The sequence below is a fragment of the Paenibacillus sp. BSR1-1 genome (genome assembly GCF_030403775.1).
In the GTDB taxonomy this organism is placed as follows: domain Bacteria; phylum Bacillota; class Bacilli; order Bacillales; family Cytobacillaceae; genus Neobacillus.
Map to the genome: position 1 here is coordinate 101,324 of NZ_JAQMWQ010000005.1, position 14,074 is coordinate 115,397.

Consider the following 14,074-nt stretch of genomic DNA (forward strand, 5'->3'; position numbering starts at 1 on the left):
CTTCTATAAGAAGCCGCGTTTCTTAATCTATTCACCTTCAGGAACCCGGACTTGTGATTCAAAATTTCCTTTATGCGAGCCATCGCAAAAAGGTTTGTTTTTTGATAAGCCGCATCGGCAGAGAGAAAAAGAAGGTTTAGTAGTATAAACATTGCCTTCACCATCTAGCAGCTCCACATCACCGGTGATTCTTAGAGAGCCGTTATCATTTACTTTGATTTGAACTTTGGTCATAAACTGACACTCCTTTAAAAACATATGATACAATCATCATATGCCAAAAGAGAGGAGCTTTAAACGTGGAAATCACCATAACAGCGGAAGCGGCAGGAAAAATCAATGAAAGAACCGAAAACCGCGAAGGCTATTTAAAATTAAAATATGATACAGATGGCTGCGGCTGCGCCGTAAACGGTGTAATTGCCTTATGGCATGTTACTAAACTAGATGATACCGACATCGCAATTGAAACTAACGAAAGAACGGTTTATGTAGAAAAATCCAAAATGGTCTTTTTTGATGAACAAATGAAAATTGATTTTTCCAAGGCAACTAATTGCTTTCAATTAAAAAGCCCAGGGCAAATCCTGAACGGACATATGAGCCTAATCCTGAAAGAAAAAACAGACTGAACCAATGGACAGTCTGTTTTAATTAGGCAAGGGCTGATGAACATATTTTTGAAGAAATTCATCAACCACCCGTGCGTAATCGGCGGGATTTTCGTTAAAGGATTGAGCATGGCGCCCGTTTGCTGCAAGATAGAGCATTTTCGGCCCTTTCTTTTGCTCAAATAACTCTTTCGTCATGGTAGGAAGAATAAAATCATCCTTTTGGCTGTGAATAAACAAAACGGGATGTTTGATGTTCTCAATGACCGAAATCGGAGAAACATTTCGAATGGAATATTTATCTCGTAACCTTAAAAAAGTGTCACCGATTGGCAGCAAGAGTCCAGGGATGAGTTTAAAATCCTTTTTAATCAGATAGGCAAGCTGTTCTTTAAAATCAGAAAATGGACAGTCGGCAATATAAAAATCAGCGCCATCCTCTAAAAGACCTGCATATAACAGCATCGTGGCTGCCCCCATCGATTCACCGTGAATTCCAAGTTCAAGATCAGGCCCTTTTTCTTTTTTTAGCCAGTCAACAATTGTTTTTAAATCAAATTTTTCATAGTGGCCAAAGCTGGTGGTTTTCCCTCCGGATTCTCCGTGGCGGCGATGGTCATAAATCAAGGCATTGAACCCGCGCTCAAGGAAAAGGTTTGCATATTTAATCGAATTAATTTTGGTTTCGGTTACACCATGGGTAATCACGATATAGCGGTTGGTCTCGTGCGGCTCAACCAAAACGGCTTTAATGGTGTAGCCGAAAGGAGAAAGTATATCCACTTCTCGTTGTGGAAGGGAATCAAATTCATCAGGATTATACCTGCCAGCATCCTTTTCCCGCTTTAAGATAAAATCCTCGTCCTTTTTTTTCATATACATAATCCGGTTTGTAAAATATAAAGCGAGAGATAACCAGAAAAACAATAAAATGAACAAAGCTCGAAATGCCTTTTTCAAAAGCGGCACCTCCCGAAGTGATTAATAAAGGCTATTTTCGCATAAATGTTGTTATTCGTAAAAGTTTATCAACCCGTAAAACTAGTAGCTTCGGGGCATCTTTTTGTAAGAACATTTGCGGAAATTGCCCGGAAACTTAGTAAAATGAACCTGAATAAGTTCCATAAAGCAACAAAGTTTACGAAAAGAGCCTTCATATAATATATGGAAAATAAACTACATGCGCCCATAAATTTTAACATGAAAAAAGCCGCTGATTCCAATTTAGCGGCTTAGGCTCATAATAAAAAAATTACATGACATCGCACTTTGAGAACTGTCCAGCTCCAGCGCCTAGGGGCTCGCAGGTCTACAGCCAATCCAGCGAAAAGGTTAAAAAGCAACCTTTCCGCCGGCTCGTCTTATGCTTGTCGCCCCTAGGAAAAAAGCAGTTCATTTTCCCCCTGGGCACTAAGGAAAGCTCCTTTAAATAAGTCTCGCAGGAACAAGCTCCGCTTGTTCCGAAGGCGCTCCCGCTTTTCTATTATGACTCTGCATTTTGTCGCTTCGTCGGATGAATCGCTTTGTTCATCTCTTCAGCGGCCATCGTCCGTGTGCCGCCATCGCCTGTTTCTGCATAGTCTTTGCCCTTTTGGCTGTTTCCTTTGTCACGTTTTTGGCTCATAAAATCAATCTCCCTTCCAGGTAGTTTCATCTAATAAGATGCATAGATAGATGGGTGATTATTCACAAACCTAATTGGTTTGAGCATGTAAACGATAATATCCGCTATCGATGGACCTTGAAAGATGAGGCTGGACGACTTCAATTGCATCCACGAGCTTTTCGAGATTAACTCCTGTTTCAATTCCCATCCGCTCAAGCATGTAAACTACGTCCTCTGTTGCCGCATTTCCGCTGGCTCCAGGTGCGAAAGGGCAGCCGCCAAGCCCGCCGGCAGAAGAATCAAATCGGTCAATTCCTGCTTGAAGAGAAGCTAAAATATTGGCTAGGGCAAGCTTCCGGGTGTCATGAAAATGGGCTGTTAAAAGAACCCCAGGGAATTCTGCTTTTAGTTGAGAAAACAAAGAGTAGGCTTCATCAGGGGCAGCCATCCCAATCGTATCGGCCACGCTCAATTCATCGACACCAGCCTCTACAAAATCACGGCAAAGCGCCAATGTGTCAATTTCATTGATTTTCCCTTCATAAGGACAATAAAAAGAGGTAGAAATGCAGGCACGAACAAAATAATTCTTTTCTTTTAATTCATGGATGATGGGTTTTAATTCTTCCATACTATCCTTCGTTGATTTATTTATATTTTTTAGATTAAAAGTGTTGCTCACCCCAACAAACACGGCAACCGCTTTGCAATCGGTGGAATAAACCCTGTCAATCCCTTTTCTATTCGGCGCAAGGACAATATTTCTTGTCCTATCATCGAGGCAATCAGTGACAATTTCAGCCGCATCGCCCATTTGCGGCACCCATTTTGGTGAAACAAACGAAGTCAGCTCCATTTCTTGAAGCCCGGCATCTCTTAAAGCAGCAATAAATTGTTTTTTTATATTAGTCGGAACGAATAACTTCTCATTCTGCAGACCATCGCGCGGACCAACCTCAATAATGGTCACCTTTTTTGGTAAATTAAGCATCATTTTTCCCCTCCCATTTTCATACTTTCATTGTAGTGCCGGTATTTTTGAAAAATCAAGAAAAAATGAAATTTTGACAAAATTAGAGGTATTTCCGTGTTAAACTAGAAGTAGTAAAGGTAAAAAAGGTTGAAGGGGAGAGAAAGATAATGAGTCAAATTGAAGTAGTCATTGTCAGTGCGGTCCGAACTGCACTTGGAAACTTTAACGGAAGTTTAAAAAATATATCCGCACCGGAGCTGGGAGCGACTGTTATCAAAGGGGCACTTGAACAGGCAGGAGTAAAGCCAGATCAAGTGGATGAGGTAATTATGGGAAATGTTCTCCAGGCAGGCCTCGGGCAAAACCCGGCAAGGCAGGCGGCTATTCAAGCGGGAATTCCTGAAAGCGTTTCCTCGATGACGATTAATAAAGTTTGCGGTTCCGGACTTAAGGCTGTTCACCTTGCGACGCAAGCTATTTTGGCAGGTGACGCTGAAATCGTAGTAGCTGGCGGAATGGAAAATATGAGCCAGGCACCATACCTGTTAAAAAATGCCCGGGACGGCTTTAAAATGGGCGACCAAAAATTAGTGGATACATTAACTTCTGATGGTCTTACATGTGTATTTAACGACTATCATATGGGGATTACCGCAGAAAACCTTGCTAGCAAATATTCAATCACAAGAGAAGAGCAGGACGAATTTTCAGCATGGAGTCAGGAAAAAGCTGTGAAGGCGATTGAAGCAGGGAAGTTTAATGATGAAATTGTTCCTGTTGTTATCCCGCAGCGTAAAGGGGAGCCAATTGTTTTTGCGGTGGATGAATATCCAAAAAAAGGAACAACGGCAGAAAAATTGGCCGGGTTGAGAACAGCGTTTAAAAAGGATGGCACGGTAACGGCAGGAAATGCTTCAGGAATTAATGATGGCGCGGCAGCTGTAGTAGTCATGAGTAAGAAAAAGGCCGAAGAACTAGGTCTTGAACCTCTAGTAACTGTTAAAGCAAATGCCAGTGCCGGTGTAGACCCAAGTATCATGGGAATTGGTCCGGTACCTGCCGTAAGAAAAGCATTGGAAAAGGCAGCTGTTTCGATGGAGGAGATTGAATTAATCGAAGCAAATGAAGCTTTTGCGGCACAATCGCTGGCTGTAGACCGTGAGCTTCAGTTTAATAAAGAAATTCTCAATGTAAATGGCGGCGCTATTGCTCTCGGCCACCCTATCGGAGCAAGCGGAGCGAGAATTCTGGTTACCTTAATCCACGAGATGAAAAAGAGGCAGGCGCGCGTTGGATTGGCTACTCTTTGTATTGGCGGCGGGCAAGGTGTCGCAACGATTGTTGAGCTTGCATAAACGTTCATGATAAGGGGGAGAGAACGAAAATGAAGAAAATTTGTACATCCTTCCAAGAAGCAGTTGTCGATATTCATGATGGAGCGACACTGATGGTAGGTGGATTTGGCTTGTGCGGGATACCAGAAAACCTAATTTTAGCGTTAGCAGAGAAAGGCGTAAAGGATTTAACCGTTATTTCTAATAACTGCGGAATTGATGAGTGGGGGCTCGGTCTCCTATTAAATAATAAGCAAATTAAGAAAATGATCGGCTCCTATGTCGGGGAAAATAAAGAGTTTGAGAGGCAGGTTTTGACAGGAGAGCTGGAAGTGGAATTGACACCTCAAGGCACATTAGCGGAAAAAATTCGAGCAGGCGGCGCCGGCATTCCAGCGTTTTATACTCCTGCCGGGGTAGGGACGCCAATTGCTGAAGGCAAAGAAACAAAAGTTTTTAAGGGGCGGGAATACCTTTTAGAAGAAGCGCTGACAGCAGATTTTAGCTTGGTGCGTGCATGGAAGGGCGACAAAATGGGAAATCTCGTTTACCACAAAACAGCCCGGAACTTTAATCCTATGATTGCGGCTGCTGGGGGAGTAACAATTGCTGAAGTAGAAACACTCTATGAAATCGGCGAATTGGATCCGAATTTTATTCATACCCCAAGCATTTATGTGCAAGCCATTATCGAAGGAAGCCAGGAGAAACGAATTGAGCGGTTAACTATAAGTAAATAAAGTTGGTAGAAGGGAGTAGTGTAAATGGCGAATGAGAAAGTCTCTGTCAGAGAGAGAATTGCGATTAGGGCAGAGAAAGAAATTGAAAACGGCTTTTATGTAAACCTAGGAATCGGCATGCCAACCCTCGTTGCCAATTATATAACGGATAACAAACAGGTTGTTTTGCAATCAGAAAATGGCCTTTTAGGAATTGGTCCATATCCACATGAAGATGAAGTGGACCCGGACTTAATAAATGCAGGGAAAGAAACAGTTACAGCGATCAGCGGCGCAGCCTATTTTGACAGTGCGGAATCGTTTGCGATGATTCGCGGCGGACATGTGAACCTGGCAATCCTCGGTGGAATGGAAGTCTCCGAAACCGGCGATCTTGCAAACTGGATGATTCCAGGAAAAATGATTAAAGGAATGGGCGGGGCGATGGACCTTGTTCACGGCGCTCAGAAAATCATAGTTATCATGGAGCACGTCAATAAAAAAGGCGAGTCAAAAATTCTTAAACAATGCACTCTTCCATTAACAGGGAAAGGGGTCGTAGACCGGATTATCACAGAGCGTGCGGTTATGGATGTCACCGATTCCGGATTGAGACTTGTGGAAGTAGCAAAAGGTTTTACCATAGAGGAAGTCGTAAATTCGACGGAAGCAGTACTAAATGTCGATGCAAGCGTTAAACTAGAAGCATATTAAAGAAAAGTTGAAGCAGGCTGTGTAAACAAACAGCCTGCTTTTTTCATGATATAATAAAAGGAATAATGAATTCTGGGGGATTTTAGAATGAAAAAGAAAGCGAATCAAAAAAATCAATCTAAACCAAAAATAGATGACAAACCCGTAACACTTAAAGATATGATTAATCCAGACTTAATTAAGCAGTTAAAAGATCAGCAGGATCAATTAAAGGCGGAAGAAGAAAGAAAAAAACAAGAGGAAGAAGCAAAAAAACGGGAAGAACGCAGATTAAAAGAAAAGAATAAATCATTTGAAGAGTTATTGAACGAAAGCGGGATGAACTGGAAGGAGTTTAAATAATAATTCGAATGCAAGGAAAGCAAAAAAGGAGGGCAGCTGCTCTCCTTTACCGATGTTCTGGATAAATATTATTCTTTGTTAAGTCTTTGATTAGCTCAACCTCTTGATCCGTCAAGGGCTGGCTTTTTACCGCCTTGGCATTGCCTCTAATCTGTTCTGCACTGCTCGCGCCGGCAACAACAGATGCGACAGCAGGGTTTGCTAGATTGTATTGCAGGGCCACTTCTGTAAACGAGCGGCCAGCCCCCACTTTTTCTTTTAATAAACCAAGCGTCTTTCTTAACTCTTCATAGGAATAATCCAAATACCCCTTTTCAGATACTTTTTCAAGCAGCTTATCGCTAAGCAGCCCTTTTGCAAGCGGTCCCCGGGTAACAGCACTGATGCCCTTTTCATGAAGCAGCGGTAATGCTTCTTCTTCAGGCCTGCGGTCTAGCATGCTGTACTGCATCATGACAGAAACCATCTCAGATTTCCTCACATATTCGCGAATCACATTCGGCCGAATCGATGAGATGCCATAATAGCGAATCAAGCCTTCTGCTTTTAATTCCTCAAATGCTTCGATTGTTTCGTCAATCGGGTCCTCAATCGTGCCGCCATGCAATTGATAAAGATCAATATAGTCTGTTCCCAGCCGTTTCAGACTGTTTTTCACTGCTTCTTTTATATAGGCTTTAGAAGGGTCCCACGACCAGCCGCTTCGATCCTGCTTCCAGCAATTCCCGACTTTAGTCGCAATAATCACTTGTTCACGGACATCCTTTAACGCACTTCCGACGATTTTCTCATTTTCACCGAAATCATATAAATCTGCTGTATCGAAATAGTTGATTCCTTCCTCAAGTGCTGCTTCGATGATTTTTCTCGAAGATAGCTCATCTGTTCCGATGGACATACAGCCGAGCCCTAACTCGGTAACATACAAATCGGAGGCTCCTAATCTTCTTCTTTTCAAAAAAAACACCCCGTTCTTTTTTCTATCATTTTACAAAAAGAACAGGGCAGACTACAAACAGCAGAACTCATTTTTGCACAATATTTTGAACCCATTCCGAAACAAAAGTATAATCCTTGTTATATTCCTTAAGCTTTTGAAGAATCTCCCAGCCCTTTCCGACAAGGATAATGCCTTTTTCATGCACCACGACCTTCATCCATACCCCTCCAGATTAAGTATGGTAAAATGTATGAGCAGATTATCGGAATAGAACAGGAGTGACCTTAATGAGCAAGCTTGAAGAAAAAACGCTTCATAGTGAAGAAATTTTTTCGGGAAAGGTAATCAGTCTTCATTTACAGGATGTTGAACTGCCAAATGGAAAGCAGTCCAAACGGGAAATCGTCAAACATCCTGGGGCAGTTGCTATTTTAGCTGTCACCAATGATGAAAAGATCATCATGGTCGAACAATACCGAAAAGCGTTGGAAAGAACGATTGTGGAAATACCTGCAGGAAAGCTGGAAAAAGGGGAAGAACCAGCTGTATGCGCCCGCCGCGAGCTCGAGGAAGAGACAGGCTATGGATGTGAAAGCCTTGAATTACTCACTTCCTTTTATACTTCACCAGGTTTTGCTGATGAAATCGTCCATGTATATTTGGCAAAGGGCTTATCAGAAATAGAAAATTCCGCCGCACTTGATGAAGACGAATTTGTGAATCTCGAGGAATTAACACTTGAAGAAGCCTTACAATATGTCAAGGAACAAAAGATTTATGATGCGAAAACGATCTATGCTGTCCAATACTTACAATTGCAAAGGGCATTAGGAAAAAAATGAATCGATATTATGTAGATTTACATATTCATATTGGCAGAACTTGGACAGGCAAACCGGTCAAAATTACCGGGGCTAAATCGTTAACTTTTACAAATATTATCGAACATGCCAGACACGAAAAAGGGCTCAATATGGTAGGAATAATCGACAGCCATTCACCAGAAGTCATTCTTGAGATGGAAAGTCTGATTGACAGCGGAGAAGTTTATGAGCATCCGGATGGTGGCTTAGTATTTGGAGACCTAACGATTATCCCAGGGTCGGAGTTGGAGATTTATGATGAACAATGCAATGGTCCAATTCATTTGCTATGCTATTTTCCGAACCTAACGATTATGAGAGAGTTCTCAGCATGGTTATCGAACCACTTGAAAAATATTCAATTAAGTTCACAAAGAATCTATGTATCAGGTCGGGTATTGCAAACAAAAGTAAAAGAGCTTGGAGGTATTTTCATTCCCGCCCATGTTTTCACACCCTTTAAAAGTCTATATGGAAAAGGGGTAAATCATTCACTAACAGAGGTACTGGATCCCGATTTAATAGATGGGATTGAGCTTGGCCTAAGCTCAGATACAAGCATGGCAGATCAATTAGGAGAATTGCACCGCTATACGTTTGTAACGAATTCAGACGCGCATTCCCTTGCAAAGATTGCCCGTGAATATCAAGTGGCTGCGATGAAGGAACCAACCTTCCTTGAACTGCTAAAGGCGTTAAAAGGAGAGGACGGCCGGCACATTATTGCAAACTATGGGCTTGATCCACTGCTAGGGAAATATCATAAAACTGTCTGCGCAGAATGTTTAAATCATGTCAGTGAGGAAGATCAGCTTTGTGATTTATGTGGAAATAAGAAAATCATAAAAGGAGTGGCTGACCGAATTCTGGAATTGAAAACGGCAGATGAAAGTCCCCCTGGCCGCCCTCCCTATGTTCATCAAGTTCCATTGGAATTTATCCCCGGCCTAGGGCCGAAATTACTTGAAAAACTGGTGAATCATTTCGGCAGTGAAATGGCTATATTACATGAAGTACCATATGAAGCATTAAAAGAGGTTGTTCCGGCCAAAATAGCCGACCTTATCATGAAAGCAAGGGAAGGAAAAATAAATCTAGCAGCCGGCGGCGGCGGAAAATATGGTAAAATTGCGGATTAAAATCCCGTCAGCATGTGCTGCCGGGATTTTTTCTATACTCTATTAAATTATAGTAATAGAAATACTAGATTAGGCATAGATTGTAATAACCGATTGACAAAAGTAGGAGGAACCGCAAATGAAAAAACGATTGAACCAGTCCAATGCCGCTAGTTATTTCCGTGAGCATTCCTCGATTTTCTTATTTATTGTAGTTTTATTTTTAATGGGGGTCATATTTGGTGCGGTTGTGGTAAACAGTATGAGTTTTACCCAAAAGGAAGATCTTTACTATTACCTATCACAATTTTTTGGCCAAGTTTCCGGAGATAAAGTAGCGGAAGATAATGACCTATTTTTCCAAAGCTTTTCCCACAATAGTAAGTTTATTGGACTAATGTGGATCCTTGGGATATCAATCATCGGACTGCCTGTTATTCTGATTCTCTTATTTGTTAAAGGAATGGTTGTCGGGTTTACAGTTGGATTTTTAGTAAGTCAAATGGGCTGGAAAGGATTTCTGCTCGCGTTTGCTTCGATCCTCCCGCAAAACTTGATTATCATTCCGGTGTTTATCATGATGGCAGCCTTATCAGTAATATTTTCAATGAGAATGATCAAAAAACAGTTTATGAAAAAATATGCTCAGCCAATCATGCCCTTTTTTAAAGGATATATTTTTGCCCTGATTGCGGCAGTGATTTTTATCTCGGCAGCATCTGGAATAGAGGCTTATTTATCGCCATGGTTAATGAAAACGATTATTACCTCAACATCTTTATAGTAATTGTTACTTAATATTAATTATAAGTTCTTGTTTATAATAATTTTATTTTGAATCTCATTTCTCATCTGTTATAATGAGAACTAACAGTGGCGAGGGAGGGACTTCAGAATGGAAACTAGAATTGAACGTATAAAAAAACAGTTGCATTCAGCAAGTTATAAGCTAACACCTCAGCGTGAAGCAACCGTCAGAGTTTTACTAGAAAATGAAGAGGATCATTTAAGTGCGGAAGATGTGTACCTCCTCGTTAAAGAAAAATCGCCTGAAATTGGATTAGCAACTGTTTATCGAACATTAGAATTATTAACGGAATTAAAAATTGTCGATAAAATAAATTTTGGCGACGGCGTATCGAGATACGATTTAAGACAGGAGGGTGCAGCACATTTTCACCATCACCTTGTTTGTATTGAATGTGGCGCCGTTGATGAAATTCAGGAAGATTTGCTTGAGGATGTAGAAGCTGTCGTCGAACGACGATGGAATTTTAAAATTAAAGATCATCGCCTTACTTTTCATGGGATTTGCTATCGCTGCCAGGCGAAAGTAGAAGAAAAAACTGTATAGCTTGTAAATGGTCCTTTTGTGCAAAAGGGGCTTTTTCTTTTGTTTCTCCATTTTCCAGATATAAAGGTATAAAACTTGTACTTTTTGGCATACCTTTTACTAGAGTACCTGAAAATTAGGGGGAAGCAAGATGATCTCTTTTATAAAAATTACACTGCAAACCTTAAAGGTTTTTATCATTTTCACCGGATGCACAATTCTGTTCTATTATGGTATCATGTGGGTATCAGAAGAATACCAAAGCTATCATCGCTATGAAGAACCGGAAGGAGCAGCATTAAAGGTTTCAAATGCAGTAGATGAAGAAAATCCTTCCTTGTTAGATCGGCTGATGTTGTTTTATTTAAATGGGGAGTAAGGGCAATGGAAGAGCGAATAAAAGAATTTATGCATTATTTGATAGTTGAAAAAGGGCTGGCCCAAAATACGATTCTATCCTATGAACGCGATTTGAAAAGCTATCTTCATTATTTAGTAAAGGTTGAGGCAATCCGCTCCTTTAATGATGTTCAGCGCGTCCATATTGTACAATTTCTGGGATTTTTAAAGGAGCAAGGAAAATCAACGAAAACAATTGCACGGCACATTGCTTCCATTCGTGCCTTTCACCAATTTTTATTAAGGGAAAAAGCAGCCGATCAGGATCCTTCGAATTTGATTGAACCGCCGAAACTTGAAAGGGCTATTCCTAAAGTTTTGAGTAAGAAAGAGGTCGAATTCCTTTTAGAAGCGCCTAAATTGGATGATCATTTTGGAAAACGGGATAAAGCGATGCTTGAACTTCTCTATGCAACAGGAATTCGTGTTAGTGAACTGATTGGTCTGGATGTTGAGCATGTCCATTTAACGATGGGGTTTATTCGTTGTCACGGAACAAGCAATAATGAACGGATTATTCCGATTGGGCGTACTGCCTCAAATGCGATATTGCAATATTTAGAACAAGGCAGACCTTTGTTTGCGGCGAAAAAGAACCCTGATAATGCCTTGTTTTTAAATCACCAGGGTAAAAGGTTGACTAGACAGGGTTTTTGGAAAATACTAAAAAAACTTTCCAAAGAGGCTGGAATAGTAAAAGAGCTGACTCCACATACACTCCGTCATTCTTTTGCTGCTCATTTATTGGAAAATGGGGCTGATTTAAAGGCTGTTCAAGAAATGTTAGGACATGCAAATATAGCTACAACACAAATATATACAAACGTTTCTAAGACAAGGTTGAAGGACGTTTATAGTAAATTCCACCCAAGAGCTTGATAGAATCATAGTTGCTATTCAATTTCACAAAAACGTCAAAAAGCTGCCAAAAATTCAGGCAGCTTTTTCTTGTATTTTCGAAAACATTTAGTAAAATAGAGATGTCAGACTTCTGACGAATGCAATAATGTGACCCCTTCATAGTTCCAATATAAACAGGGTAACCTATTTTTGTGTATTTTTTTATTTGTAAACGTTTCCTATTGATAAAGGAGGAAGATTCGAATGACGGCAGATACATATAAGCGTATTTTTATTATCGTCATGGACTCAGTCGGAATTGGAGAAGCACCGGATGCAGAAAAGTTTGGTGATAAAGGTGCTGATACATTTGGACATATTGCTGAAAGAATGAACGGTCTAAATATGCCCAATATGGCGAAATTGGGATTAAGTAATATTCGGGAAATAAAAGGAATTAATAAAGCAGAAAAGCCTTTAGCTTTTTATACAAAAATGATGGAAGCTTCAAACGGAAAAGATACAATGACAGGACATTGGGAAATTATGGGGCTGAATATTCAAACTCCATTCCGAGTATTCCCAGAAGGGTTTCCAGAGGAACTTGTATCTGAATTAGAAAACCGCACCGGCAGAAAAATTATTGGCAATAAACCAGCCAGCGGAACCGAAATTCTTGATGAACTTGGTGCAGAGCACATGAATTCAGGTGCATTGATTGTATATACATCGGCAGATTCTGTCTTGCAAATTGCCGCCCACGAGGAAATTATTCCGCTTGAAGAATTATATAAAATTTGTAAAATTGCACGCGAACTAACGCTTGATGAAAAGTACATGGTTGGCCGGGTAATTGCCCGTCCATTCCTAGGGGAACCAGGAAACTTTAAACGAACTTCTAACCGCCATGATTATGCCTTAAAACCATTCGATCGGACAGTAATGAGCGAATTGAAGGATGCAGGATTTGATGTAATCGCGATTGGTAAAATATCGGATATTTATGACGGAGAAGGCGTTACAAAGTCACTCCGCACCGTTTCGAATATGGACGGTATGGATAAGCTTGTTGAAACCCTCGATATGGACTTCAATGGAATAAGCTTTTTAAATCTAGTGGATTTTGATGCATTGTATGGTCACCGCCGCGACCCTGAAGGTTATGGTAAAGCACTTGAAGAATATGATGCGCGCCTTCCTGAAGTGTTTGCGAAAATGAAGGAAGATGACCTATTAATGATTACAGCAGATCACGGAAACGATCCTGTCGCACCTGGTACAGACCATACTCGTGAATATGTCCCATTATTAGTTTACTCTAAGAAAATGACTGAGGGCAGAGAGCTGCCACTCCGAGAAACATTTGCTGACCTAGGAGCAACAGTGGCGGAAAACTTCAATGTGAAAATGCCAAATTACGGAAAGAGCTTTTTAAAAGAATTAAGCTAAAAAGGGGAATGAACATGAACGTTGAAAAAATTCAAAATGCTGCTGGATTTCTTAAAGATAAATATGCGAATACACCTAGAATTGGTCTCATTTTAGGATCTGGATTAGGTGTGTTAGCGGATGAAATTGAGAATCCTGTCAAAATTCCATACAATCAAATACCTGATTTCCCAGTCTCCACAGTAGAAGGACATGCAGGACAGCTTGTTTTTGGGGTATTAAGTGGAGTAGAGGTTGTTGCAATGCAGGGCCGCTTTCATTTCTATGAAGGATATGCAATGGATAAAGTAACCTTCCCTGTTCGCGTTATGAAAGAAATGGGAGTTGAAATGTTAATCGTTACGAATGCTGCCGGCGGTGTCAATGAAAGCTTTGAGCCGGGAGATTTGATGATTATTACCGACCATATTAATAATATGGGAACAAATCCGTTAATTGGGCCAAATGATGCTAAATTAGGCGTTCGTTTTCCAGATATGTCAGAAGCCTATACGAAGGAATTGCGTGCTATGGCAAAGGAAATCGCTTCTCGCTTAAATATTAAGGTTCAAGAGGGTGTTTATTTCGGAAACCCTGGCCCTGTATATGAAACACCAGCTGAAATTCGCATGGTTCGAGTATTGGGCGGTGATGCAGTGGGAATGTCTACTGTGCCAGAGGTAATCGTTGCACGCCACAGTGGAATGAAGGTTCTTGGTATATCTTGTATTTCAAATATGGCTGCCGGTATTCTTGACCAGCCGCTGACACATGATGAAGTCATTGAAACAACTGAAAAAGTTAAAGCGAATTTCCTTCTATATATAAAAGAAATCGTTAAAAATATGGCGTAA

19 protein-coding genes are annotated in these 14,074 nt (G+C 40.7%); 13 read left to right on the forward strand and 6 right to left on the reverse strand.

What is annotated here, in order from left to right; genetic code table 11:
- Positions 1-27: 27 nt before the first annotated feature.
- Complete coding sequence (locus tag PH210_RS10480; RefSeq protein ID WP_289985171.1) at positions 28-234, reverse strand: CDGSH iron-sulfur domain-containing protein; 207 nt, start codon at positions 232-234, stop codon at positions 28-30.
- Positions 235-299: 65 nt separating this feature from the next.
- Between PH210_RS10480 and PH210_RS10485 the strand changes: the two genes are divergently transcribed.
- Positions 300-632 (forward strand): iron-sulfur cluster biosynthesis family protein, encoded by a 333-nt coding sequence (locus PH210_RS10485; RefSeq protein ID WP_289985174.1) that lies wholly within the window; start codon positions 300-302, stop codon positions 630-632.
- 18 nt (positions 633-650) lie between these two features.
- Here the strand turns inward: PH210_RS10485 and PH210_RS10490 are convergent, their stop codons facing one another.
- From PH210_RS10490 to PH210_RS10500, 3 genes are all read right to left on the reverse strand, one after another.
- Complete coding sequence (locus PH210_RS10490) at positions 651-1,571, reverse strand: alpha/beta hydrolase (RefSeq protein WP_289985177.1); 921 nt, start codon at positions 1,569-1,571, stop codon at positions 651-653.
- Positions 1,572-2,094: 523 nt separating this feature from the next.
- Positions 2,095-2,235 carry a hypothetical protein gene (locus tag PH210_RS10495; protein ID WP_289985180.1) on the reverse strand — a complete coding sequence of 47 codons (141 nt, stop codon included), beginning with the start codon at positions 2,233-2,235 and terminating at the stop codon, positions 2,095-2,097.
- 70 nt (positions 2,236-2,305) lie between these two features.
- Positions 2,306-3,211, reverse strand: a complete 906-nt coding sequence (locus PH210_RS10500) for a hydroxymethylglutaryl-CoA lyase (protein WP_289985183.1) — start codon at positions 3,209-3,211, stop codon at positions 2,306-2,308.
- 146 nt (positions 3,212-3,357) lie between these two features.
- Between PH210_RS10500 and PH210_RS10505 the strand changes: the two genes are divergently transcribed.
- The 4 genes from PH210_RS10505 to PH210_RS10520 all read left to right on the forward strand — a co-directional run bounded on the left by PH210_RS10505 (position 3,358) and on the right by PH210_RS10520 (position 6,299).
- Positions 3,358-4,545, forward strand: a complete 1,188-nt coding sequence (locus tag PH210_RS10505; protein WP_289985185.1) for an acetyl-CoA C-acetyltransferase — start codon at positions 3,358-3,360, stop codon at positions 4,543-4,545.
- A gap of 29 nt (positions 4,546-4,574) precedes the next feature.
- The gene (locus PH210_RS10510) at positions 4,575-5,264 is read left to right on the forward strand and encodes a CoA transferase subunit A (protein WP_289985187.1); all 690 of its coding nucleotides are present in this window, start codon (positions 4,575-4,577) and stop codon (positions 5,262-5,264) included.
- A gap of 24 nt (positions 5,265-5,288) precedes the next feature.
- The gene (locus PH210_RS10515) at positions 5,289-5,957 is read left to right on the forward strand and encodes a 3-oxoacid CoA-transferase subunit B (protein ID WP_289985189.1); all 669 of its coding nucleotides are present in this window, start codon (positions 5,289-5,291) and stop codon (positions 5,955-5,957) included.
- 87 nt (positions 5,958-6,044) lie between these two features.
- Positions 6,045-6,299: a YqkE family protein gene (locus PH210_RS10520; protein ID WP_289985190.1), complete on the forward strand. Its 255-nt coding sequence runs from the start codon at positions 6,045-6,047 to the stop codon at positions 6,297-6,299.
- A 46-nt stretch (positions 6,300-6,345) separates the two neighbouring features.
- Here the strand turns inward: PH210_RS10520 and PH210_RS10525 are convergent, their stop codons facing one another.
- Positions 6,346-7,257 (reverse strand): aldo/keto reductase, encoded by a 912-nt coding sequence (locus PH210_RS10525; protein ID WP_289985191.1) that lies wholly within the window; start codon positions 7,255-7,257, stop codon positions 6,346-6,348.
- A 67-nt stretch (positions 7,258-7,324) separates the two neighbouring features.
- Positions 7,325-7,456, reverse strand: coding sequence for a Z-ring formation inhibitor MciZ (gene mciZ, locus PH210_RS10530; RefSeq protein WP_289985193.1), 132 nt, complete (start codon positions 7,454-7,456; stop codon positions 7,325-7,327).
- A gap of 70 nt (positions 7,457-7,526) precedes the next feature.
- Here mciZ and PH210_RS10535 point away from each other — a divergent pair, with 70 nt between their 5' ends.
- From PH210_RS10535 to PH210_RS10570, 8 genes are all read left to right on the forward strand, one after another.
- Entirely contained in the window at positions 7,527-8,081 is a 555-nt protein-coding gene (locus tag PH210_RS10535) for an NUDIX hydrolase (protein WP_289985195.1), read from the forward strand.
- Entirely contained in the window at positions 8,078-9,241 is a 1,164-nt protein-coding gene (locus tag PH210_RS10540) for an endonuclease Q family protein (RefSeq protein WP_289985196.1), read from the forward strand. The genes PH210_RS10535 and PH210_RS10540 overlap by 4 nt, the downstream gene beginning before the upstream one ends.
- A gap of 118 nt (positions 9,242-9,359) precedes the next feature.
- Positions 9,360-10,004: a stage II sporulation protein M gene (gene spoIIM / locus PH210_RS10545; protein ID WP_289985198.1), complete on the forward strand. Its 645-nt coding sequence runs from the start codon at positions 9,360-9,362 to the stop codon at positions 10,002-10,004.
- A gap of 111 nt (positions 10,005-10,115) precedes the next feature.
- Complete coding sequence (fur, locus tag PH210_RS10550; RefSeq protein ID WP_223591555.1) at positions 10,116-10,574, forward strand: ferric iron uptake transcriptional regulator; 459 nt, start codon at positions 10,116-10,118, stop codon at positions 10,572-10,574.
- Positions 10,575-10,704: 130 nt separating this feature from the next.
- Positions 10,705-10,932 carry a YqzK family protein gene (locus tag PH210_RS10555; protein WP_223591557.1) on the forward strand — a complete coding sequence of 76 codons (228 nt, stop codon included), beginning with the start codon at positions 10,705-10,707 and terminating at the stop codon, positions 10,930-10,932.
- A gap of 5 nt (positions 10,933-10,937) precedes the next feature.
- Positions 10,938-11,831: a site-specific tyrosine recombinase XerD gene (gene xerD / locus PH210_RS10560; protein ID WP_289985200.1), complete on the forward strand. Its 894-nt coding sequence runs from the start codon at positions 10,938-10,940 to the stop codon at positions 11,829-11,831.
- 225 nt (positions 11,832-12,056) lie between these two features.
- Complete coding sequence (deoB, locus tag PH210_RS10565; protein ID WP_289985201.1) at positions 12,057-13,241, forward strand: phosphopentomutase; 1,185 nt, start codon at positions 12,057-12,059, stop codon at positions 13,239-13,241.
- A gap of 14 nt (positions 13,242-13,255) precedes the next feature.
- Positions 13,256-14,074: a purine-nucleoside phosphorylase gene (locus tag PH210_RS10570; RefSeq protein ID WP_289985202.1), complete on the forward strand. Its 819-nt coding sequence runs from the start codon at positions 13,256-13,258 to the stop codon at positions 14,072-14,074.

Bases quoted from the DNA above. Each gene is read 5' to 3' on its own strand.
- PH210_RS10500 (WP_289985183.1), bottom strand. From the start codon at position 3,211: ATGATGCTTAATTTACCAAAAAAGGTGACCATTATTGAGGTTGGTCCG.
- mciZ (WP_289985193.1), bottom strand. From the start codon at position 7,456: ATGAAGGTCGTGGTGCATGAAAAAGGCATTATCCTTGTCGGAAAGGGC.
- PH210_RS10510 (WP_289985187.1), top strand. From the start codon at position 4,575: ATGAAGAAAATTTGTACATCCTTCCAAGAAGCAGTTGTCGATATTCAT.
- PH210_RS10520 (WP_289985190.1), top strand. From the start codon at position 6,045: ATGAAAAAGAAAGCGAATCAAAAAAATCAATCTAAACCAAAAATAGAT.
- deoB (WP_289985201.1), top strand. From the start codon at position 12,057: ATGACGGCAGATACATATAAGCGTATTTTTATTATCGTCATGGACTCA.
- PH210_RS10540 (WP_289985196.1), top strand. From the start codon at position 8,078: ATGAATCGATATTATGTAGATTTACATATTCATATTGGCAGAACTTGG.
- fur (WP_223591555.1), top strand. From the start codon at position 10,116: ATGGAAACTAGAATTGAACGTATAAAAAAACAGTTGCATTCAGCAAGT.
- PH210_RS10535 (WP_289985195.1), top strand. From the start codon at position 7,527: ATGAGCAAGCTTGAAGAAAAAACGCTTCATAGTGAAGAAATTTTTTCG.
- PH210_RS10570 (WP_289985202.1), top strand. From the start codon at position 13,256: ATGAACGTTGAAAAAATTCAAAATGCTGCTGGATTTCTTAAAGATAAA.
- PH210_RS10555 (WP_223591557.1), top strand. From the start codon at position 10,705: ATGATCTCTTTTATAAAAATTACACTGCAAACCTTAAAGGTTTTTATC.
- xerD (WP_289985200.1), top strand. From the start codon at position 10,938: ATGGAAGAGCGAATAAAAGAATTTATGCATTATTTGATAGTTGAAAAA.
- PH210_RS10515 (WP_289985189.1), top strand. From the start codon at position 5,289: ATGGCGAATGAGAAAGTCTCTGTCAGAGAGAGAATTGCGATTAGGGCA.
- PH210_RS10495 (WP_289985180.1), bottom strand. From the start codon at position 2,235: ATGAGCCAAAAACGTGACAAAGGAAACAGCCAAAAGGGCAAAGACTAT.
- PH210_RS10505 (WP_289985185.1), top strand. From the start codon at position 3,358: ATGAGTCAAATTGAAGTAGTCATTGTCAGTGCGGTCCGAACTGCACTT.
- PH210_RS10480 (WP_289985171.1), bottom strand. From the start codon at position 234: ATGACCAAAGTTCAAATCAAAGTAAATGATAACGGCTCTCTAAGAATC.
- spoIIM (WP_289985198.1), top strand. From the start codon at position 9,360: ATGAAAAAACGATTGAACCAGTCCAATGCCGCTAGTTATTTCCGTGAG.